This is a genomic window from Cellulosimicrobium sp. RS, from assembly GCF_046159675.1.
GTDB lineage: Bacteria > Actinomycetota > Actinomycetes > Actinomycetales > Cellulomonadaceae > Cellulosimicrobium > Cellulosimicrobium funkei.
Genome location: NZ_JBJXVU010000001.1, coordinates 507586 through 527262 on the forward strand (window position 1 = coordinate 507586; position 19677 = coordinate 527262).

Here is a 19677-nt window from a genome sequence, read left to right on the forward strand (position 1 = left end):
CGGGACGGCCGCCGTCGGCGTACCCGGGGGGCGCTGTCCGCGGGCCGGTTCCGTTTCCCGGATCGCCCCCCGAGGTGGCATTGTGAACGCGTGACCGACAGCGCCCCGCCCCGCGGCCCGCACCCCGACGCCGGCACCGAGCGCGCGGCGCTCGGCCCCGAGGACGACGGGCGCCCCCCGCACGGCCAGCACCTCGCGGCCGAAGGGGACGAGGTCGCCCCGCGCGAGCGCCCGCGCAGGTCGTCGCTGCTGCGCGAGACCGCGATCATCGTGGTCAGCGCGCTGGTGCTGTCCCTGCTCATCAAGACGTTCCTCGTCCAGGCGTTCTTCATCCCGAGCGCCTCGATGGAGGACACGCTCGTCGAGGGCGACCGCGTGATGGTGTCCCGCCTCGTGCCCGGCGCGTTCGACGTGCACCGGGGCGACGTCGTCGTGTTCAAGGACCCGGGCGGCTGGCTGCCGCCGCAGGAGCCTCAGGACCAGAGCGCGGTGTCCGAGGCCGTCCGTGCGGCGCTGACGTTTGTCGGCCTCCTGCCGCAGGACACGGGGGAGCACCTCATCAAACGCGTCATCGGCGTGCCGGGCGACCACGTCGTGTGCTGCGACGCCGAGGGCCGCGTGAGCGTCAACGACGTGCCGATCGACGAGACGTACATCAAGCCGGGGTCGATCCCCAGCCAGGACGCGTTCGACCGCACGGTCCCCGCCGACATGCTGTTCGTCATGGGCGACAACCGGCAGAACTCCCTGGACTCGCGCTACAACACGGGCAAGCCTGGAGGCGGGTTCGTGCCGATGAGCAACGTCGTGGGGACGGCGTTCGTCAAGGTGTGGCCGCTGTCGCACGTCGGTCTGCTGCGTAACCCCGGCGACGTGTTCGCCGACGTCCCCGAGGTGGAGCCGTGACGCTCGACGCCGTCGCGCGTCCGGAGCCCGCGCGGGCACCGGCGCGCCGGGCACCCGCGCGTCGTCGGCCGGACCTGCGCCAGGAGCGCGCCATGCTGCGCGACGGCGCGCGGCTCGTCGCCGGGATGGACGAGGTCGGTCGCGGCGCGCTCGCCGGGCCGGTGTCGGTCGGGGTCGTGGTCGTCGACCTCGCGACGAAGCCGTGCCCGCCCGGGCTCACGGACTCGAAGCTCCTCACCGCGGCGGCGCGCGAGGCGCTCGTGCCCCTCGCGCGGTCGTGGTGCGTCGCGTGGGCGGTGGGCCACGCGGGTCCGGCCGAGATCGACGCGCACGGGATCGTGGGCGCGCTGCGGCTCGCGGGCCGCCGTGCGCTCGCCCAGGTGCGCCGGACGGTCGGCGACGTCGATGCGGTCCTGCTCGACGGCAAGCACGACTGGCTGAGCCGCCCCTCGGCGGTGGACCTCTTCGAGGCGTTCGACCTCGACCCGCACGACGACGTCCGGCTCGTCGACCCGCGCGTGCGCACGCTCGTCAAGGCGGACCTGCAGTGCGCGTCGGTCGCCGCCGCGAGCGTGCTCGCGAAGACCGAGCGCGACGGCCTCATGACGAGCCTGGCGCGCCAGTACCCCGCCTTCGGGTGGGACCAGAACAAGGGCTACGGGGCGGCGGCGCACGTCGAGGCCCTGCGCGAGCACGGCCCGACGCCGCAGCACCGGCGGTCCTGGCGCCTGCCCGAGCGCGGTGACGAGGGCATCGGCGTCCCGGCGTACGGCGACCCGGTCGACGTGCTCGAGCTCGACCCCGAGGCCGGTCTGCCGACGAGCTGACCGGTGCCCTCCGTCCGGTCCGGTGGCCGCCGATGGTCCATGATGGAGCCGTGAGCGCCGAAGACCTGGAGAACTACGAGACCGAGATGGAGCTCGCGCTGTACCGCGAGTACCGCGACGTGGTGGGCCTGTTCTCGTACGTGGTGGAGACCGAACGCCGCTTCTACCTGGCGAACCAGGTCGACCTGCAGGTGCGTTCCGCCGCCGGTGAGGTCTACTTCGAGCTGCGGCTCGCCGACGCGTGGGTCTGGGACGTGTACCGCTCCGCGCGGTTCGTGAAGTCCGTGCGCGTCGTGACGTTCAAGGACGTCAACGTCGAGGAGCTCGCGAAGGCCGAGCTCCAGCTCTGACGCCGTTTGTGGCCGTGCACAGGACCACTGGCTGACGGCGGTCCCACAGGCCGCCCGGCGCCCCTGGCGCCGCTCCCGCGCCGTGCCCCACGGTGGGCCGCGGAGGTGAGCCCATGGGAGCGAACGACGCCGTCGGGCGGTACGGGGAGAAGGTGGCCGCGGCCCACCTGGTCGAGGCGGGCTGGACGCTCCTCGACCGCAACTGGCGCGGGACGCGCGGCGAGCTCGACGTCGTCGCGCTCGACGGCGACGTGCTCGTGGCCGTCGAGGTCAAGACCCGGCGCGGCACGGGGTTCGGGCACCCGGCGCAGGCCGTCACGCCCGCGAAGCTCGGCCGTCTGCGCCGGCTCACGGGGGAGTGGCTCGCGACGCACGACGTCCGCGCCCGGTCGGTCCGGATCGACGTCGTCGCGGTCCTCGTGGCGCGCGCCGGCGCGGCACGGGTCGAGCACCTCGTCGGGGTGAGCGCCTGATGGGGCTCGGGACCACGCGCGCGGTCGCGCTCGTCGGGCTCTCCGGCCACGTCGTCGAGGTGCAGGCCCACCTCGCGGCGTCCGTCCCCGGCTTCGTCCTCGTCGGGCTGCCGGACACCGCGCTGAGCGAGTCGCGCGACCGCGTGCGCGCGGCCGTGACGTCGTCGGGCATCGCCTGGCCCCAGCGCAAGGTCACGATCAACCTGTCGCCGGCGGCGCTGCCGAAGTCCGGGACGGGCTTCGACGTCGCGATCGCCGTCGCGCTGCTCGCCGGTGCCCAGGTGCTGCCCGCGGGCGCGGCGGACGGCGTCGTGCACCTCGGCGAGCTGGGCCTCGACGGCCGGCTCCAGCCCGTGCGCGGCGTCCTGCCCGCCGTGGCGGCCGCGGTCGCGGCCGGGTTCCCGGACGTCGTGGTGCCGGCGGCCGACGTGGCGGAGGCGCGCCTCGTGCCCGGGGCCCGGGTGGTCGGGGCGGCGAGCCTCGCGGACGTCGCGCGGCTCCACGGCGCGTCGCTCGAGGGCGCGGACGAGTCGGCCGTGCCGGTCGTGGTCCCGCGCCCCGTCGTGCCGGTGGCCCGTCCGGGGGATCTCTCGGAGGTCGTCGGCCAGGACGAGGCGCGGCACGCGCTCGAGGTGGCGGCCGCGGGCGGCCACCACCTGCTCCTCGTCGGGGCGCCGGGCGCGGGCAAGACGATGCTCGCGTCACGGCTTCCCGGGATCCTGCCGGACCTCACGGAGAGCGAGGCGGTCGAGGTCACCGCCGTCCACTCGGTGGCCGGGGTGTTCGACCCGGGCGCGGGGCTGGTCCACCGCCCGCCCTACGAGGACCCGCACCACACCGCGACGCCCGCCGCCATCGTCGGCGGGGGCAGCGGCCTGCCCCGACCCGGGGCCGCGTCGCGGGCGCACCGGGGGGTGCTCTTCCTCGACGAGGCGCCCGAGTTCGGCGCGCGCGTGCTCCAGACGCTGCGCCAGCCGCTCGAGCACGGCGAGCTCGTCATCCACCGGGCGGGCGGGACGGCGCGCTACCCCGCCCGCTTCCAGCTCGTGCTCGCCGCCAACCCGTGCCCGTGCGGCCAGGGCGTCGGCAAGGGGCTCGAGTGCACGTGCTCGTCGGTGGCGCAGCGACGGTACTTCGGTCGGCTCTCCGGCCCGCTCCTCGACCGCGTGGACGTGCAGGTCGAGGTCCGGCCGGTGACGCGGGTCGAGCGCGCGCGAGCCGCCGCCCCCGAGCCGAGCGCGGTCGTCGCGGCCAGGGTCGCCGCGGCCCGGGAGGCGGCCGCGTCCCGGCTCGCCGGCACGCCGTGGCGCACGAACGGCGAGGTGCCCGGCACGTGGCTGCGCGAGCAGCTCGGCCCCGACGCGGGCCTCCTGGCCGACGTGGACCGCGCGCTCGACCGCGGCACGCTCAGCCTGCGCGGCGCGGACCGCGTCCTGCGCCTCGCCTGGACCGTCGCCGACCTCGCCGGGCGCGCCGCGCCCACGAGGGCGGACGTCGGGACCGGGCTCGCGCTGCGCACGCGGGGCTACCGTGCCTGAACGCGGGTCCGGGGACGGGCGTCCCGTGTTCGACGTCCTCGACGAACGCCTCGCGCGCGCGGCGTGGTCGCGCGTCGCGGAACCGGGGGACCAGGTCGCGGTCGCGCTCGTCGACCAGCTCGGCGCCGGTCCGGCGCTCGAGTGGCTCCACGAGGCGGCCCGTGACCCGGCCGGCGCGCGCCGCGCGCTGGTCCGGCTCGCCGACGACGGCGCGCCGGGCGGTGCCGCTCCGGCACGGGAAGGACCGACGGGCGTCCCCGTGGTCGGTCCCGCTCCCGGCGCCCGCGAGGACGCGCCCGACCCGGCGGCACGGTCGACCGGCCGGCGCGCGGCTGAGCACGACGCGGTGGGACGGTCGACCGACGCACGCGTGGCGGACCACGACCCGCGCGCCCGGTCTGTGGCGCGGCTCCTGCGGGCCGTCGGGCGCTGGGCTCCCCGCCTCGACGGGCTGGACCCGCGCCGCGAGCTGCGTGTGCTCGAGCGCCTCGGCGGCACGCTCGTCGTGCCGGGCGACGACCGGTGGCCGTCCGGCCTCGACGACCTCGGGCCCGTGCGCCCGCTCGCACTGTGGGTGCGGGGGAGCGCAGCGGTGCAGGACCTCGCGGCGCGCTCGGTCGCGGTGGTCGGCGCCCGCGCCTGCACCGACTACGGCCGCCACGTGACGGGCGAGATCGCGGCGGGCCTCGCGGCGCGAGGGTTCACCGTCGTGTCCGGGGGCGCGTACGGGATCGACGCGGCGGCGCACCGGGCCGCGATCCTCTCGGGCGGACCGACGGTCGCGTTCCTCGCGGGGGGCGTGGACCGGTTCTACCCGGCCGGGAACGTCGAGCTGCTCCGCTCGGTCGTCGAGTCGGGCGGCTCGGTCGTCTCGGAGGTCCCGCCCGGGTCCGTCCCGAGCCGGGTGCGGTTCCTGCTGCGCAACCGGCTCATCGCGGCGTTCGCGCGGGCGACGGTCGTCGTCGAGGCGGCCTGGCGCTCGGGCTCGCTGAGCACGGCGTCGCGCGCCGCGGAGCTCTCGCGGCCGGTCGGTGCCGTGCCGGGCCCCGTGACGTCGATGGCGTCGACCGGGTGCCACCGGCTGCTGCGCGACGGCGTGGCGGTGTGCGTCACCGACGCGGACGAGGTCGTCGAGCTCGCGGGCGACCTCGCGCGGGACGCGGCACCCGCCGCTCCCGCCGCGACCTCGTGGCGCGCACCCCACGACGCCCCGTACGACGACCTGGACCCCGTCGAGACGCGCACGTGGGACGCGCTCCCGCTGCGTGCGGGAGCCTCGACCGAGGCGATGGCCCGGGCCGCAGGTCTTGCCGTGGCGGACGTGGTCGGTGCGCTGGGGAGGCTCGAGGCCCGGGGGCTCGCCGAGCGCGTGCCCGGCGGTTGGCGGCGCGTGCGTGAGCCCTGAGTCACGAGCCGTGCGAGGTGTGCCGAGCCGGCGTGAGCCATGAGTCATGGGACGTGCGAGGCGCGCTGAGCGTGCGTGGGCCCTGAGCGGCGAGCAGAGCGGAGCGCCTCCCCGAGCCAGGGCTCGTCGCGCGCGAGACTGGGGGCGTGACACGAGCAGACACCTCCGAGGAGCACCCCGCGGACGAGCGCGTCGCCGAACCCGCCGTCGCGCTGCCCGAGGCGATGCGTGCGGCGCTCGCGGACTTCGCGGTGCACCTCGAGGTGGCGCAGGGGACGTCGGCGCACACGGTCCGCGCCTACACCGGCGACGTCGAGTCGCTGCTGCGGCACGCCGTCCGCCACGGCGCGTCGGCCCCGCGCGACGTCGACCTCACCGCGCTGCGTGCGTGGCTCACGACGCAGTCGGAGCGCGGGCTGGCCCGGGCGACCCTCGCCCGACGCGGCGCGGCGGCGCGCGCGTTCTTCGACTGGGCGCGGCGCACGGGGCGCGTCGACTCCGACCCGGCGGCGCGGCTCGCGAGCCCGCGCGTGCCCCGCACCCTGCCGACCGTCCTCGCGGTCGACGCGGCGGCGCGCCTGCTCGACGACGCGCGCGAGGCCGCCGTCGAGGGTGAGCCGGCCCGGTTGCGCGAGTGGGCCGCCGTCGAGCTCCTCTACGGGGCAGGGATCCGAGTCGGCGAGCTCGCGGGGGTCGACGTCGACGACGTGGACCTCGCGCAGCGCGTGGTGCGCGTGCTCGGGAAGGGCGACAAGGAGCGCGTCGTGCCGTTCGGCGTGCCGGCGGCGCGGGCGGTGACCCGCTGGCTCGACGTGGGCCGGCCCGCCCTCGTCACCGCGCGCTCGGGCCCCGCGCTCCTGCTGGGCGACCGCGGGGGACGCTGGGGGCAGCGGCAGGTCCGCGAGGCGGTGCACCGCCTCGCCGCGGCGGCGGGCGTCGACGACGTCGCCCCTCACAACCTGCGGCACAGCGCCGCGACGCACCTCCTCGCCGGGGGCTCGGACCTGCGCAGCGTGCAGGAGATCCTCGGGCACTCCTCGCTCGCGACGACGCAGCGCTACACGCACGTGACCGCGGAGCGGCTGCGCACCTCGTTCGAGCAGGCGTTCCCGCGCGCCTGACGCTGGCCGTGGTCCGCCGTGGTCCGCCGTGGTCCGCCGTGACCCGCCGCGGCCCGCGCGGTCAGCCCTCCCCGAGGGGAAGCAGCACGATCGGCGGCCGGTCGCCGAGGAGAGCCAGCGGGTCGAGGTAGCGCTCGCCGCGTCGCACGCCCCAGTGCACGCACGTGGCGGCGCAGTGGCTTCCCGCGGCGCTCTCCGCGGCCTGCACCGTGCCGAGCACGGACCCGGACGTCACGCGCTCGCCGCGCCCGACCGACGCCGTCACGGGCTCGAGGGAGGTGCGCAGCCCGTCGTCGTGCAGGACGACGACCACGTCGCGCCCCGCGACGGGCCCGGTGAACGACACCACGCCGGGGGCGGGGGAGCGGACGGTCTCCGCAGGGGCGGCCGCGAGGTCGACGCCGCGGTGCCCCGGGAGCCAGTCGTGCTCGGGCGGGTCGAACGGCGCGAGCACGCCCAGGTCGGCGACGTCCCGGTCGAGCGGGGGAACCCACCCGCTCGATGCGGCTCCCTGCCCGGGCCCGGGAGCCGACGCCGCTCCTGCCACGGGTGCGGCGAGGACCACGAGCGCGCCGAGCACGAGGGCGGCGCCGCGGACCCGGGCACGACGCGTGGTCGTGCCGCCGGACGGCCCGACGGCCGGATGCTCGGGCAGGTGGTCGGTCGTGCGGCCGGACGGCCCGTCGGCGAGACGGACCGCACGGCGGGCGGGCGGGTGAGCGGACGGGAGACGAGCGCGGTCGAGGGTCACGGGGTCAGGGTGCCGGAGTCACGTCGACGGGCGCGGACGCGGCGGGCTCGGCTGTGGACGAGCGGCCCGCACGACGGCGCGCGACGGCGGCTGTGGTCGGCCCTGCCGTCGGGTAGACTTGCCGCTGCGACCGGCGCGTTCGCCGTGCCCGGCCCGAGGGACCACCTCGGCCGAGGACGGAGCCGGTCGACTTCGCGCGTCACGTCCTCGCCCTCGTCTCCCGGTCCGTCCGGGTCGGGGTGGGGCCGCGTCCGGCGTCGGTCCTGCTCGCACCGTCCACGGTGCGTCGCAGGCGTCGGCACGGGTGGCGCCAGGGGTGCGACCACCAGGGTCGTCACCGACAACCGCACCGCGGCCCGTCCCACGGGAGGGGCCGCCAGAAGCGTGCGCGCACCGGGTGGATCCCGGGCCGCACGGCGAAAGGACGTGTCATGGCCGTCGTGACCATGCGCCAGCTCCTCGAGAGCGGTGTCCACTTCGGGCACCAGACCCGCCGTTGGAACCCGAAGATGAAGCGCTTCATCTTCACCGAGCGCAACGGCATCTACATCGTCGACCTCCAGCAGTCGCTGTCGTACATCGACCGCGCGTACGAGTTCGTCAAGGAGACCGTCGCGCACGGCGGCTCCATCCTCTTCGTCGGCACCAAGAAGCAGGCCCAGGAGCCCGTGGCCGAGCAGGCCGCGCGCGTCGGGATGCCCTACGTGAACCACCGCTGGCTCGGCGGCATGCTCACCAACTTCACCACGGTGCACAAGCGTCTCCAGCGCCTCAAGGAGCTCGAGGAGATCGACTTCGACGACGTCGCCGGCTCGGCGCTCACGAAGAAGGAGCTCCTCGTCCTGCGTCGCGAGAAGGACAAGCTCGCCCGCACGCTCGGCGGCATCCGCGACATGGCGAAGGTCCCCTCCGCCGTGTGGATCGTCGACACGAACAAGGAGCACCTCGCGGTCGACGAGGCGCGCAAGCTCCACATCCCGATCGTCGCGATCCTCGACACGAACTGCGACCCCGACGTCGTGGACTACAAGATCCCGGGCAACGACGACGCGATCCGCTCCGTGACGCTGCTCACGCGGGTCATCGCGGACGCCGTCGCCGAGGGTCTGCTCCAGCGTCACTCGGGCCGTTCGGGCGCCGAGGCCGAGGCGGGCGCCTCCGCCGAGCCGCTGGCCGAGTGGGAGCGCGAGCTCCTCGCCGGCGCCGAGCAGCAGCTCGAGGCGGACGAGAAGGCCGCCGAGGCGAACGTCGAGGCCGCCGCGGCCGAGGGCGTGGCCGAGGCTGCCGCCGAGGTCGCCGCCGAGGAGCCGGGTGACGCCACCGCCGAGGTCGTCGAGGAGGCCGCCGCCGAGGCTGCCGTCGTCGCGGACGCCGAGGCCGTGGTCGCCGACGCCGAGGCCGACGAGACCAAGTGACGTCCCGGGGTGCGCGACGGGCGACCGTCGCGCACCCCGTGCCGTACCACCGGCGTACCGGGCACCCACGCGGTGCCGCCAGCACGTCGCTTGTGACGAAGTACCCGTGACGAACCACGAGTGAGGAACCACCATGGCGAACTACACCGCCGCTGACATCAAGGCCCTGCGCGAGCGCACCGGCGCCGGCATGCTCGACGTCAAGAAGGCTCTCGACGAGGCGGGCGGCGACGCGGACAAGGCGCTCGAGATCATCCGTGTGAAGGGTCTGAAGGGCGTCGCCAAGCGCGAGGGCCGCTCGACCTCCGAGGGCCTCGTCGCCGTCGACATCCGCGACACCGAGGGTGGCCAGGTCGCGACGCTCATCGAGCTCAACTCCGAGACGGACTTCGTCGCGAAGAACGACACGTTCATCTCCCTCGCGGACCGCGTGCTCAAGGCCGCGGCCGAGGCCGGCGCGCGCGACGCGGACGCGGCGCTCGCCGCGGACGCGGACGGCGAGACCGTCCAGCAGGTCATCGACAACCAGGCCGCGACGCTCGGCGAGAAGATCGTCCTGCGCCGCGTGACCCGCGTCGCGGGCGAGCGCGTCACCGCGTACCTGCACCGCACCGCGCGCGACCTGCCGCCGTCGATCGGCGTCGTCGTCGCCACGGACGCCGCGGGCGAGGCCGTCGCGAAGGACGTCGCGCAGCACGTCGCCGCGATGTCCCCGACGTACCTCTCGCGCGACGAGGTCCCGGCCGAGACGGTCGAGAACGAGCGCCGCATCGCCGAGGAGACCTCGCGCAACGAGGGCAAGCCCGAGGCCGCGCTGCCGAAGATCGTCGAGGGTCGCCTCAACGGCTTCTTCAAGGACGTCGTCCTCGTCGACCAGCCGCTCGCGAAGGACCCGAAGAAGACGGTCGGCCAGGTCGTCTCCGAGGCCGGCGGCACCATCACGGAGTTCGTGCGCTACCGCGTCGGCGCCTGACGCCCCCGTCGGCCCGGCCCCGTCGTCTCGTGGACGGCGGGTCCGGGCCGACCGCGCACCCGGGCCCGGCCCGGGCGCGCGACGACCGCCGACGTGCCGCACCATCAGGTGGACGACGGCGGAGCAGGACCACCCCGCCCCACCGGGCCAGGACGAAGGACAGGTGTCGACAGTGACGGCAGGCGAGCAGACCGAGCCCCGGACGGGGACCGAGCACCGGCGGGTGCTCCTCAAGCTGTCGGGCGAGACGTTCGGCGGCGGGCAGATCGGCCTCGCGCCCGACGTCGTCCAGCGCGTCGCCCAGGAGATCGCGGCCGCGGTCGAGCAGGGCGTCCAGGTCGCCATCGTGGTCGGTGGCGGCAACTTCTTCCGCGGGGCGGAGCTCTCCCAGCGCGGGCTCGACCGCGCGCGTGCCGACTACATGGGCATGCTGGGCACGGTCATGAACTGCCTCGCGCTCCAGGACTTCCTCGAGCAGGCGGGGGTGAAGACGCGCGTGCAGACCGCCATCGCGATGGGCCAGGTCGCCGAGCCGTACATCCCGCTGCGCGCGATCCGGCACCTCGAGAAGGGCCGCGTCGTCATCTTCGGCGCCGGCGCCGGGATGCCGTACTTCTCGACCGACACGGTCTCCGTGCAGCGCGCCCTCGAGACGCATTGCCAGGAGGTCCTCATGGGCAAGAACGGCGTGGACGGCGTCTACACGGCGGACCCGCGCACGGACCCCTCGGCCACCAAGCTCGACCACCTGACGTACACCGACGCGCTCGTCAACGACCTCGGGGTCATGGACGCGACGGCGCTGAGCCTGTGCCGGGACAACGACGTGCGCATGCGGGTGTTCGGCATGAGCGAGCCGGGGAACGTCACGCGCGCCCTGGTCGGCGAGAATATTGGCACACTGGTCACGACCGACTGACACCGGTGCGACCAGGCCGGTGACCCCGGCCACGACCGCACGGACCGACCCACGACGAACGACGAAGGAGCACTGGTGATCGACGAGACCCTCCTCGAGGCCGAGGAGAAGATGGACAAGGCCGTCGAGGTGGCCAAGGAGGACTTCGCCGCGATCCGCACGGGCCGTGCGAACGCCGCGATGTTCAACAAGATCACGGTCGACTACTACGGCGCCCCGACCCCGCTGCAGCAGCTCGCGTCGTTCACGGTGACCGAGGCGCGCACGATCCTCGTCTCGCCGTTCGACAAGAGCTCGATGACCGCGGTCGAGAAGGCGCTGCGCGACTCCGACCTCGGGGTGAACCCCTCGAACGACGGCAACGTCGTCCGGGTCGTGCTGCCCGCCCTCACGGAGGAGCGCCGTCGTGACTTCGTGAAGCTCGCGAAGTCGAAGGCGGAGGACTCGCGCGTCGCGATCCGCAACGTCCGCCGTCGGGCGAAGGAGGAGCTGGACCGCATCGCGCGCGACGGCGAGGCGGGCGAGGACGAGGTCGCGCGCGCCGAGAAGGAGCTCGAGGTCCTCACGAAGGCGCACGTCGACCAGGTCGACGCGCTGCTCGCGGGCAAGGAGAGCGAGCTGCTCGAGGTCTGAGCACCTCGTCCGGCGAGCTCCTCCACGCACCGATGACCGACACCTCCTCGACGTCCGCAGGCGAAGGCACGACCACGGCGCGCGCACCCAAGGCGGGCCGCAACCTCCCCGTGGCGATCGCGGTGGGCCTCGGCCTGCTCGCGCTCGTCGCGGTCAGCCTCGCCTTCCGGCCCGAGCTCTTCGTGCTGCTCGCGACCGTTGCGGTGGGCGCGGCCCTGTGGGAGCTCGCCCAGGCGTTCCGGCGCCGCGACCTGCACCTCCCGCTGCTCCCGCTCCTCGTGGGCACGGTCGGCATCCTCGTCTCCTCGTACTACTCGGGGCCCGAGGCGCTGCTGGTCTCCTTCATGCTCACCGTGGCGGGGGCGGTGGTCTGGCGCGTGATCGACGGGTCGGGCACGGCCGCCGTGCGCGACGCCGCCGCAGCGACCTTCGCGGCGGCGTACCTGCCGTTCATGGCGGGCTTCGTCATGCTCATGCTCGCCGCACCGGACGGGCGCGTGCGGGTCCTGCTCTTCATCCTGCTGGCGGTGGCGAACGACGTCGGCGGGTACGTCGCGGGCGTCCTGTTCGGACGGCACCCGCTCGCCCCGTCCGTCAGCCCCAAGAAGTCGTGGGAGGGGCTCGCCGGGTCGTTCGTGCTGGCGACCGCCGTCGGGGTCGTCGGCGCGGTGGTGGGGCTCGGCGCGAGCCCGCTGCTCGGCGTCGCGCTGGGCGTCCTGGCGCCGCTCACGGCGACGATCGGCGACCTCGCCGAGTCCATGATCAAGCGGGACCTAGAATTGAAGGACATGGGGTCGCTCCTGCCCGGCCACGGAGGCATCCTCGACCGGCTCGACTCCATGCTCCTCACCGCCCCGTTCGTGTACGTGCTGCTCGCCCTGGCCGCCTGACGGCCCGGCTCACGGCGCGGCGCACCCGTCCGCACCGCCCCCCACGCTTGGACCTCCTCATGACCGTCCGTTCCGTCCGCCCGTCCGCGGAGTCGAAGCCGCTGCCGCTCGTCATGTCGGCCCCGCGCCGCGGCAAGCCGCCGCGCCACTTCGCCGACCTCGCGCCCGAGGAGGTGCGGGACGTCGTCGTCGAGCTCGGCGAGAAGCCGTTCCGCGCCAAGCAGCTCGCGACGCACTACTACGCGCACCTCACGCGCGACCCCGAGGCGATGACGGACCTGCCGAAGGCGACCCGGGACGTGCTCGCCGAGGCGCTCTTCCCGCCGCTGCTCACGGCGGCGCGGCGCATGGAGGCCGACGGCGGCACGACCGTGAAGACGCTGTGGCACCTCTTCGACGGCGCGAAGGTCGAGTCGGTCCTCATGCGCTACCCGCAGCGCTCGACCCTGTGCGTGTCGAGCCAGGCGGGCTGCGGCATGGCGTGCCCGTTCTGCGCGACGGGGCAGCTCGGCCTGACGCGCAACCTCTCGGTCGCGGAGATCGTCGAGCAGGTGCGCTCCGCGGCCCGGTCGCTCGCGGACGGCGAGATCCCGGGCGGCCCGGCGCGCCTCAACAACCTCGTGTTCATGGGCATGGGCGAGCCGCTCGCGAACTACAAGGCCGTCATGGGCACGGTGCGCCGTCTGGTCGCCCCCGCGCCCGACGGGCTCGGGATGTCCGCCCGCAACATCACGGTGTCGACGGTCGGGCTCGTGCCCGCGATGCGCAAGCTCGCCGACGAGGGGATCCCGGTGACCCTCGCGCTGTCGCTGCACGCCCCGGACGACGACCTGCGCAGCGAGCTCGTGCCGATCAACACCCGGTGGAGCGTCGACGAGACGCTCGACGCGGCCCGGCACTACTTCGAGGTCACGGGCCGCCGCGTGAGCATCGAGTACGCGCTCATCAAGGACATGAACGACCACGCGTGGCGTGCCGATCTCCTGGGCGAGAAGCTCAACGCGCGCGGCCGCGGCTGGGTCCACGTCAACCCGATCCCGCTCAACCCGACGCCCGGATCGATCTGGACGGCCAGCGACCCTGCCGTCGAGGCGGAGTTCGTGGCACGATTGCGCGGTCACGGGATCCCGACGACGATCCGTGACACCCGCGGCAGCGACATCGACGGCGCCTGCGGGCAGCTCGCTGCAGAGGAGGACGAGTGAGTTCGCTGTTCACCACGGTGTCGAAGACCCGGAACGGGTACGACCCCGAGGAGGTCGACGACTTCTTCGAGCACGCTCGTGACGTCTACGAGGGCCGGGTGTCGGAGCGGCTCACGAGCACCGAGATCCAGGCGTCGGTCTTCGACCTGGTCCGTGGCGGCTACGACACGCACGAGGTCGACGCCGCCCTCGACCGGCTCGAGGGCGCGTTCATCGCGCGCCAGCGGGCCGAGTACGTCGCGGCGCACGGGCAGCAGGCGTGGATGAACGCGCTCGCCGAGCGCGCGCGGACGCTCTACGGGCGCCTCGGTCGCCCCGACGGCGAGAAGTTCGCGCTCGCGGAGCGCGGCAAGCCGGCCTACGACATCGACGACGTCGACGACCTGTGCGACCGGCTCGTCGCCTACTTCGACCGCCAGGTCCCGATCACGGCGGCCGAGATCCGGTCCGCGACGTTCGGCCGGGCGCGCGGGCGCGACGGCTACGCGGAGGGTCCGGTCGACGCGTTCTTCGCGCGCGCCATCGAGGTGCTGCTCGGCGTCGAGTGACGACGCCCCACCGCGTGAGCCTCGATCCCCGGGCGACGTCGATCCGTCCGCTGCGCCGCGCGGTCGCGTCGCTCGCGGCGTTCAACGCCCGCCACCCCTGGAACCACAACGAGCACTTCCACGGCTGGGTCGTGCGGCGCGTGCCGCACGACGCCCGCGTCGTGCTGGACGTCGGCTGCGGCGCCGGCGTGCTCCTGGGCCGGCTGCGGGCCCGGGTCGCCGAGGTGCACGGGATCGACGCCGACGCGGGCATGGTCGCCCAGGCCCGGGCACGGCACGCTGCGGACCCCGCCGTGACGGTGTGCCGGCTCCGGTTCGACGACGTCCGCTCGCCCGACGACGTCCGCTCGCCCGACGACGTCCGCTCGCCGGGCGGGACGCCCGGGCCGGGGGCCGGTTCCCTGTGGCACCGCGGGTACGACGCGGTGACGATGGTCGCGGTGCTGCACCACCTCGAGCTCGACGAGGCGCTCCGGCACGCGCGGGGCCTCCTCGCACCGGGCGGCCGTCTGCTGGTCGTGGGGCTCGCCCGGGTCGCCACGCCCCGGGACCTCGCCGTCGACGTCGCGTCCGCGCTGCTCAACCCGCTCGTGGGCCTCGTGAAGCACCCCCGCCGCGCCCGGCCCGAGGACTCTGGCCCCGACGCCCCGGGCATGCCCGTCCGGGACCCGCGGCACACCGTGGACGAGGTCGCCCGCGCGGCCCGGGCGCTGCTGCCGGGAGCGCGCGTGCGCCGTCGGCTGTTCTTCCGGTACACGCTCGAGTGGACGGCACCGCGCTGACCGGACGACGACCCGGTGCGGTGCCACGCACCGCCCGCGGCCTGGAAGGATGGGAACCATGCCCGACGGACCTGCACCCACCCCGCGCACCGTGACGATCCTCGGCTCGACTGGGTCGATCGGCACGCAGGCGATCGACGTCGTCCGGTCCCACCCCGACCGGTTCCGGGTCGAGGCGCTCTCGGCGGGCGGGGGTGACGTGGACCTGCTGGCGCGCCAGGCCGCCGACCTGGGCGTGCGCGCGGTCGGCGTGGCGGACGCGACCCGTGCGGCGGCCCTGGCCGAGGCGCTGTCGGCGGCCTGCGCCGGTCGCGAGGAGGTCCCCGAGGTGCTCGCCGGACCCGATGCCGCGGCCGAGCTCGCGGCGCGGGGGAGCGACGCCGTCCTCAACGGGGTCACGGGGTCGGTGGGCCTCGGCCCGACGCTCGCCGCGCTGCGCGCCGGGTCGACGCTCGCCCTCGCGAACAAGGAGTCGCTCGTCGCCGGGGGAGCGCTCGTCCGCGCGGCCCAGCAGCGCCCGGACCAGATCGTCCCGGTGGACTCCGAGCACTCGGCCATCGCCCAGTGCCTGCGGTCGGGGACGCGACCGGAGGTGCGCCGGCTGATCCTCACCGCCTCGGGCGGCCCGTTCCGCGGCTGGGAGGCCGACGCGGTCAAGGCCGCGACCGTCGACCAGGCGCTCGCGCACCCCACCTGGGCCATGGGTCCGGTCGTCACCGTGAACTCCGCGAGCCTCATGAACAAGGGCCTCGAGCTCATCGAGGCGCACCTGCTCTTCGACGTCCCGGCCGACGACATCACGGTCGTCGTGCACCCGCAGTCCGTCGTGCACTCCATGGTCGAGTTCGTCGACGGCTCGACGATCGCGCAGGCGTCGCCGCCGGACATGCGCCTGCCCATCGCGCTCGGGCTGTCGTGGCCCGACCGGCTCGACCCCGTGACGCCGCCGTGCGACTGGTCCGCCGCGACGTCGTGGACGTTCGAGCCGCTCGACGACGCGGCGTTCCCCGCGGTGAACCTCGCGCGTGCGGCCGTGGCGGCGAGCGCCACGCACCCGGCGGTGTACAACGCGGCGAACGAGGAGGCCGTCGCGGCGTTCCTCAGCGGACGCGCAGGTTTCGGTGACATCGTGGCGACGGTCGAGCGCGTGCTCGCGGCGCACGACGGAACCCCCGCGGACGCGCTGACGTTGGAGCACGTGGCGGAGGCGGAGACCTGGGCGCGCGCGCGAGCCCACGAGCTGCTGGACCGCCGGTGACGAGCAACCGTCGGGGCGGGACGACCGCCCTGGACGTCGAGAGGGAGTAGAGGGAACGATGGCCACGCTGATCGGCATCCTGGTGATCGTGGTCGGGATCGTCGTCTCGATCGCGCTGCACGAGGTCGGGCACATGGTGCCCGCGAAGAAGTTCGGCGTCCGCGTGAGCCAGTACATGGTCGGCTTCGGCCCGACCCTGTGGTCGCGCACGAAAGGCGAGACCGAGTACGGCCTCAAGGCGATCCCGCTCGGCGGCTACGTGCGCCTCGTGGGCATGTACCCGCCCGCACCCGCGGGCGCCCGCCCCCGCGGCAGCGGGTTCTTCGCCCAGGTCGTGGCCGACGCGCGGGACGCCAGCACGGAGGAGATCCGGCCGGGCGAGGAGCACCGCGCGTTCTACAACCTCTCCGCGCCCAAGAAGGTCGTCGTCATGCTCGGCGGCCCCTTCATGAACCTCCTCATCGCGTTCGTCCTCATGGCGATCGTGTGCGTCGGCATCGGCCTGCCCGCGGTCACCACCACGGTCGGCTCGGTGAACGCGTGCGTCCCGTCCGCCGTGACGGACGAGGAGCAGGAGTGCGCCTCCGACGCCGACCCCTCGCCGGCCGCCGCCGCGGGGCTCCGGCCGGGCGACACGATCGTGGCGTTCGACGGCGAGGACGTCACCTCGTGGGACCAGCTCTCCGGCATGATCCGCGGCGCCGCCGGCCAGGCCACGCCGGTCGTCGTCGAGCGCGACGGCGAGCAGGTCGACCTCACCATCACGCCGGTCGAGGTCGAGCGCCAGGTCGTGGCCGAGGACGGGACGCCCGTCGTCGACGACGACGGCGAGCCCGTCACGAAGCCCGCCGGGTTCGTCGGGTTCGCGCCGACCGTCGAGCGCACGCCCGCCGGGATCGGCGTGGCCGCGGAGGCGACGTGGCAGCAGGTGAGCGGCACGGCGGGCATCATCGTCACCCTGCCGGTCAAGGTCTACGAGGCCGCCCAGGCCGCGTTCACCGACGCGCCCCGCGGGCAGGACTCCGTGATGAGCGTCGTCGGGGTCGGCCGGGTCGCGGTGGACGTCGCGGGCGCGGAGAGCCCGGTGCTCGACCGCGTGGTGACCATGCTCCTGCTGCTCGCCGCGCTGAACGTCGCGCTGTTCGTCTTCAACCTCATCCCGCTCCTGCCGCTCGACGGCGGGCACGTGGTCAACGCGCTCTACGAGGGAGCCAAGCGCACCGTCGCGCGCGTCCGCGGTCGCCCGCGCCCGGGACCGGCCGACCTGGCGCGCATGATGCCGGTCGCGTACGTGATGTTCGTGGTCCTCGTCGGCGTCGGCGTCCTGCTGATCCTCGCCGACATCATCGACCCCGTCCGCCTCACGTAGCCCGGCGCGTCGCCCGAGGCCTCTGCTCCACCGGGAGGCGTGCGTGGAGGTGCCGCGAAGATGTGCGGGACCGCGCGGAAAGGTGACGTCCCGGACACCCGGCGGTGCCCCGTTCGACGCTCGCCGGGGGATACTAGGGGCGTGAGCGTACCCATCAGTCTCGGAATGCCTGCCGCGCCGCCGCCGGTCCTCGCGCCGCGCCGCAAGAGCCGCAAGATCAAGGTCGGCAAGGTGGACGTCGGCGGCGACGCGCCGATCAGCGTCCAGTCCATGACGACGACGCCGACGACGGACATCAACGCCACCCTCCAGCAGATCGCGGAGCTCACGGCGTCGGGCTGCGACATCGTGCGCGTCGCGGTGCCGAGCGCGGACGACGCGCTCGCGCTGCCGGCGATCGCGAAGAAGTCGCAGATCCCGGTGATCGCGGACATCCACTTCCAGCCCAAGTACGTGTTCGCCGCGATCGACGCGGGGTGCGCCGCGGTGCGCGTGAACCCGGGCAACATCCGCAAGTTCGACGACCAGGTCAAGGAGATCGCGAAGGCGGCGTCCGACGCGGGCGTGTCCCTGCGCATCGGCGTGAACGCCGGCTCCCTCGACCCCCGCCTGCTCGCGAAGTACGGCAAGGCGACGCCCGAGGCGCTGGTCGAGTCGGCCGTGTGGGAGGCGTCGCTGTTCGAGGAGCACGGCTTTCACGACTTCAAGATCTCCGTGAAGCACAACGACCCGGTCGTCATGGTGCGCGCGTACGAGCTGCTCGCCGAGGCGGGCGACTGGCCGCTGCACCTCGGCGTGACCGAGGCCGGCCCCGCGTTCCAGGGCACGATCAAGTCGGCGACCGCGTTCGGCGCGCTGCTGAGCAAGGGCATCGGCGACACGATCCGCGTCTCGCTGTCCGCGCCCCCGGTCGAGGAGGTCAAGGTCGGCAACCAGATCCTCCAGGCGCTCAACCTGCGCCCCCGCAAGCTCGAGATCGTCTCCTGCCCGTCGTGCGGCCGCGCCCAGGTGGACGTGTACACGCTCGCGGAGAAGGTCACGGCCGGGCTCGAGGGCATGGAGGTGCCCCTGCGCGTCGCCGTCATGGGCTGCGTCGTCAACGGCCCGGGCGAGGCGCGCGAGGCGGACCTCGGCGTCGCGTCGGGCAACGGCAAGGGGCAGATCTTCGTCAAGGGCGAGGTCGTCAAGACGGTCCCCGAGTCGCTCATCGTCGAGACCCTCATCGAGGAGGCGCTGCGCATCGCGGAGACCATGACGCCGGAGAACGACGCGCAGGCCGGCCCGCCGGTCGTCACGGTCGGCTGACGCCCTCGTGAGCCGCTGGCGCCCGTCCGTCCCGGCACTGCGGCCACGGGCGCGCGCCGGGTCGGGCGACGACGCGGCCGAGCGGGCCCGCGTGCTCTCCGACGCGGACGTCCCCGAGGCGCTCGCGGTGTGCGCGGGCGACCCGGTCGCGTCGACGCTCGCGGCGGCGCGGCTCGCCGTCGCGCAGCACGCCGGCCTGCACGCCGCGGGCGGCCAGGCGTGGGGCTTCCCCGCCGTCGGTCCGCTCGAGGCGGTGTGCTGGGCCGGGGCGAACCTCGTGCCGGTCGTCCCGGCGTCGCTCGACCCCGACCGCGCCCGCACGGCGGTCGCCGCGTTCGCCGCGCTCGCGCGGCACGCGGGGCGGCGGTCGTCGTCGGTCGTGGGCGAGCGCGACGCCGTCCTGGCGCTGTGGGACCTGCTCGCCCCGCACTGGCCGGCGCCGCGCGAGATCCGGGCGAACCAGCCGTCGCTCGCGATCGACCGCGACCCGGACGTCGAGCCCGACCCGCACGTGCGCCGCTCCGTCCCGGCGGAGGTCCCCGTGGTGCTGCCCGCGTGCGTGCGCATGTTCACCGAGGAGGTCGGCTACTCGCCGGTCGAGGGCGGGGGCCGCGCGTACGAGGAGCGCGTCCGCTCGCTCGTGCTCGCGGGCCGGTCCTTCGTCCGCATGGCCGCGGAGCCCGGCCGCTCGCCGCACGTGGTCTTCAAGGCGGAGCTCGGCGCGGTGACGCCGCGCGTCGCGCAGGTGCAGGGCGTGTGGGTCGACCCGCGGTACCGCGGGCAGGGGATCGCCGCTCCGGGGATGGCCGCCGTCGTGCGTCTCGCGCGCGAGCCCGGGCCCGCGGACGCGGCGCGCGGTGCGGCGCCTCCCGTGGTCTCGCTGTACGTCAACGACTACAACGCGGCCGCGCTCGCGACGTACCGCCGGGTCGGGTTCGAGCAGGTCGGGACCTACGCGACCGTGCTGTTCTGACAGCGCCGCCCCGCAGGGCGCGCCCCGCCCGGCGGG

General features: G+C 74.9%; 20 protein-coding genes. 19 read left to right on the top strand and 1 reads right to left on the bottom strand.

Going from position 1 to position 19677, the window contains the following annotated elements:
* Nucleotides 1-90: 90 nt before the first annotated feature.
* The 7 genes from lepB (at nt 91) to ACI769_RS02315 (ending at nt 6620) form a co-directional block, all read left to right on the top strand.
* The gene (gene lepB, locus ACI769_RS02285; protein WP_170982093.1) at nt 91-906 is read left to right on the top strand and encodes a signal peptidase I; all 816 of its coding nucleotides are present in this window, start codon (nt 91-93) and stop codon (nt 904-906) included.
* The gene (locus tag ACI769_RS02290; protein ID WP_369824901.1) at nt 903-1733 is read left to right on the top strand and encodes a ribonuclease HII; all 831 of its coding nucleotides are present in this window, start codon (nt 903-905) and stop codon (nt 1731-1733) included. The genes lepB and ACI769_RS02290 overlap by 4 nt, the downstream gene beginning before the upstream one ends.
* 50 nt (nt 1734-1783) lie before the next feature.
* Complete coding sequence (locus tag ACI769_RS02295) at nt 1784-2083, top strand: DUF2469 domain-containing protein (RefSeq protein WP_024840525.1); 300 nt, start codon at nt 1784-1786, stop codon at nt 2081-2083.
* Between the two features lie 113 nt (nt 2084-2196).
* Entirely contained in the window at nt 2197-2556 is a 360-nt protein-coding gene (locus tag ACI769_RS02300; protein ID WP_021483325.1) for a YraN family protein, read from the top strand.
* A complete protein-coding gene (locus tag ACI769_RS02305; protein WP_043653248.1) occupies nt 2556-4094 on the top strand; it encodes a YifB family Mg chelatase-like AAA ATPase in 1539 nt (512 codons plus the stop codon). The genes ACI769_RS02300 and ACI769_RS02305 overlap by 1 nt, the downstream gene beginning before the upstream one ends.
* 25 nt (nt 4095-4119) lie before the next feature.
* Nucleotides 4120-5499: a DNA-processing protein DprA gene (gene dprA, locus ACI769_RS02310; protein WP_085388123.1), complete on the top strand. Its 1380-nt coding sequence runs from the start codon at nt 4120-4122 to the stop codon at nt 5497-5499.
* A 224-nt stretch (nt 5500-5723) separates the two neighbouring features.
* Nucleotides 5724-6620 carry a tyrosine recombinase XerC gene (locus tag ACI769_RS02315; protein WP_085388801.1) on the top strand — a complete coding sequence of 299 codons (897 nt, stop codon included), beginning with the start codon at nt 5724-5726 and terminating at the stop codon, nt 6618-6620.
* Nucleotides 6621-6681: 61 nt separating this feature from the next.
* Here ACI769_RS02315 and ACI769_RS02320 read toward each other — a convergent pair whose 3' ends face one another.
* Nucleotides 6682-7371, bottom strand: coding sequence for a murein hydrolase activator EnvC (locus ACI769_RS02320; protein WP_232322584.1), 690 nt, complete (start codon nt 7369-7371; stop codon nt 6682-6684).
* 431 nt (nt 7372-7802) lie between these two features.
* Between ACI769_RS02320 and rpsB the strand changes: the two genes are divergently transcribed.
* The 12 genes from rpsB (at nt 7803) to ACI769_RS02380 (ending at nt 19641) form a co-directional block, all read left to right on the top strand.
* Nucleotides 7803-8786 (top strand): 30S ribosomal protein S2, encoded by a 984-nt coding sequence (gene rpsB / locus ACI769_RS02325; RefSeq protein ID WP_034652460.1) that lies wholly within the window; start codon nt 7803-7805, stop codon nt 8784-8786.
* A 133-nt stretch (nt 8787-8919) separates the two neighbouring features.
* Nucleotides 8920-9759, top strand: coding sequence for a translation elongation factor Ts (gene tsf, locus ACI769_RS02330; RefSeq protein WP_034652463.1), 840 nt, complete (start codon nt 8920-8922; stop codon nt 9757-9759).
* Between the two features lie 163 nt (nt 9760-9922).
* Entirely contained in the window at nt 9923-10678 is a 756-nt protein-coding gene (gene pyrH / locus ACI769_RS02335) for a UMP kinase (RefSeq protein WP_031315725.1), read from the top strand.
* A gap of 75 nt (nt 10679-10753) precedes the next feature.
* On the top strand, nt 10754-11311 hold the full coding sequence (gene frr, locus ACI769_RS02340; protein ID WP_021482015.1) for a ribosome recycling factor: 558 nt from the start codon (nt 10754-10756) through the stop codon (nt 11309-11311).
* A 32-nt stretch (nt 11312-11343) separates the two neighbouring features.
* A complete protein-coding gene (locus ACI769_RS02345) occupies nt 11344-12201 on the top strand; it encodes a phosphatidate cytidylyltransferase (protein ID WP_085388122.1) in 858 nt (285 codons plus the stop codon).
* A 113-nt stretch (nt 12202-12314) separates the two neighbouring features.
* Nucleotides 12315-13406: a 23S rRNA (adenine(2503)-C(2))-methyltransferase RlmN gene (gene rlmN / locus ACI769_RS02350; protein WP_218004301.1), complete on the top strand. Its 1092-nt coding sequence runs from the start codon at nt 12315-12317 to the stop codon at nt 13404-13406.
* Nucleotides 13403-13954 carry a DivIVA domain-containing protein gene (locus ACI769_RS02355; protein WP_021482018.1) on the top strand — a complete coding sequence of 184 codons (552 nt, stop codon included), beginning with the start codon at nt 13403-13405 and terminating at the stop codon, nt 13952-13954. Before rlmN ends, ACI769_RS02355 begins: the two co-directional genes overlap by 4 nt.
* Nucleotides 13955-13968: 14 nt before the next feature.
* On the top strand, nt 13969-14736 hold the full coding sequence (locus ACI769_RS02360; protein ID WP_198163075.1) for a bifunctional 2-polyprenyl-6-hydroxyphenol methylase/3-demethylubiquinol 3-O-methyltransferase UbiG: 768 nt from the start codon (nt 13969-13971) through the stop codon (nt 14734-14736).
* 58 nt (nt 14737-14794) lie between these two features.
* Nucleotides 14795-15994 carry a 1-deoxy-D-xylulose-5-phosphate reductoisomerase gene (gene dxr, locus ACI769_RS02365; RefSeq protein ID WP_085388121.1) on the top strand — a complete coding sequence of 400 codons (1200 nt, stop codon included), beginning with the start codon at nt 14795-14797 and terminating at the stop codon, nt 15992-15994.
* Between the two features lie 58 nt (nt 15995-16052).
* Complete coding sequence (locus tag ACI769_RS02370) at nt 16053-17363, top strand: RIP metalloprotease (RefSeq protein ID WP_085388120.1); 1311 nt, start codon at nt 16053-16055, stop codon at nt 17361-17363.
* A 165-nt stretch (nt 17364-17528) separates the two neighbouring features.
* Entirely contained in the window at nt 17529-18668 is a 1140-nt protein-coding gene (gene ispG / locus ACI769_RS02375; RefSeq protein ID WP_021482273.1) for a flavodoxin-dependent (E)-4-hydroxy-3-methylbut-2-enyl-diphosphate synthase, read from the top strand.
* 7 nt (nt 18669-18675) lie between these two features.
* Nucleotides 18676-19641: a DUF4081 domain-containing GNAT family N-acetyltransferase gene (locus tag ACI769_RS02380; RefSeq protein ID WP_085388119.1), complete on the top strand. Its 966-nt coding sequence runs from the start codon at nt 18676-18678 to the stop codon at nt 19639-19641.
* Nucleotides 19642-19677 lie beyond the last annotated feature (36 nt).

What these genes read in the sequence shown, in the direction of transcription:
- ACI769_RS02305 (WP_043653248.1), top strand. Translation starts at nt 2,556, where the DNA reads ATGGGGCTCGGGACCACGCGCGCGGTCGCGCTCGTCGGGCTCTCCGGC.
- ACI769_RS02345 (WP_085388122.1), top strand. Translation starts at nt 11,344, where the DNA reads ATGACCGACACCTCCTCGACGTCCGCAGGCGAAGGCACGACCACGGCG.
- ACI769_RS02370 (WP_085388120.1), top strand. Translation starts at nt 16,053, where the DNA reads ATGGCCACGCTGATCGGCATCCTGGTGATCGTGGTCGGGATCGTCGTC.
- ispG (WP_021482273.1), top strand. Translation starts at nt 17,529, where the DNA reads ATGCCTGCCGCGCCGCCGCCGGTCCTCGCGCCGCGCCGCAAGAGCCGC.
- ACI769_RS02315 (WP_085388801.1), top strand. Translation starts at nt 5,724, where the DNA reads ATGCGTGCGGCGCTCGCGGACTTCGCGGTGCACCTCGAGGTGGCGCAG.
- rpsB (WP_034652460.1), top strand. Translation starts at nt 7,803, where the DNA reads ATGGCCGTCGTGACCATGCGCCAGCTCCTCGAGAGCGGTGTCCACTTC.
- dxr (WP_085388121.1), top strand. Translation starts at nt 14,795, where the DNA reads ATGCCCGACGGACCTGCACCCACCCCGCGCACCGTGACGATCCTCGGC.
- tsf (WP_034652463.1), top strand. Translation starts at nt 8,920, where the DNA reads ATGGCGAACTACACCGCCGCTGACATCAAGGCCCTGCGCGAGCGCACC.
- rlmN (WP_218004301.1), top strand. Translation starts at nt 12,315, where the DNA reads ATGTCGGCCCCGCGCCGCGGCAAGCCGCCGCGCCACTTCGCCGACCTC.
- ACI769_RS02300 (WP_021483325.1), top strand. Translation starts at nt 2,197, where the DNA reads ATGGGAGCGAACGACGCCGTCGGGCGGTACGGGGAGAAGGTGGCCGCG.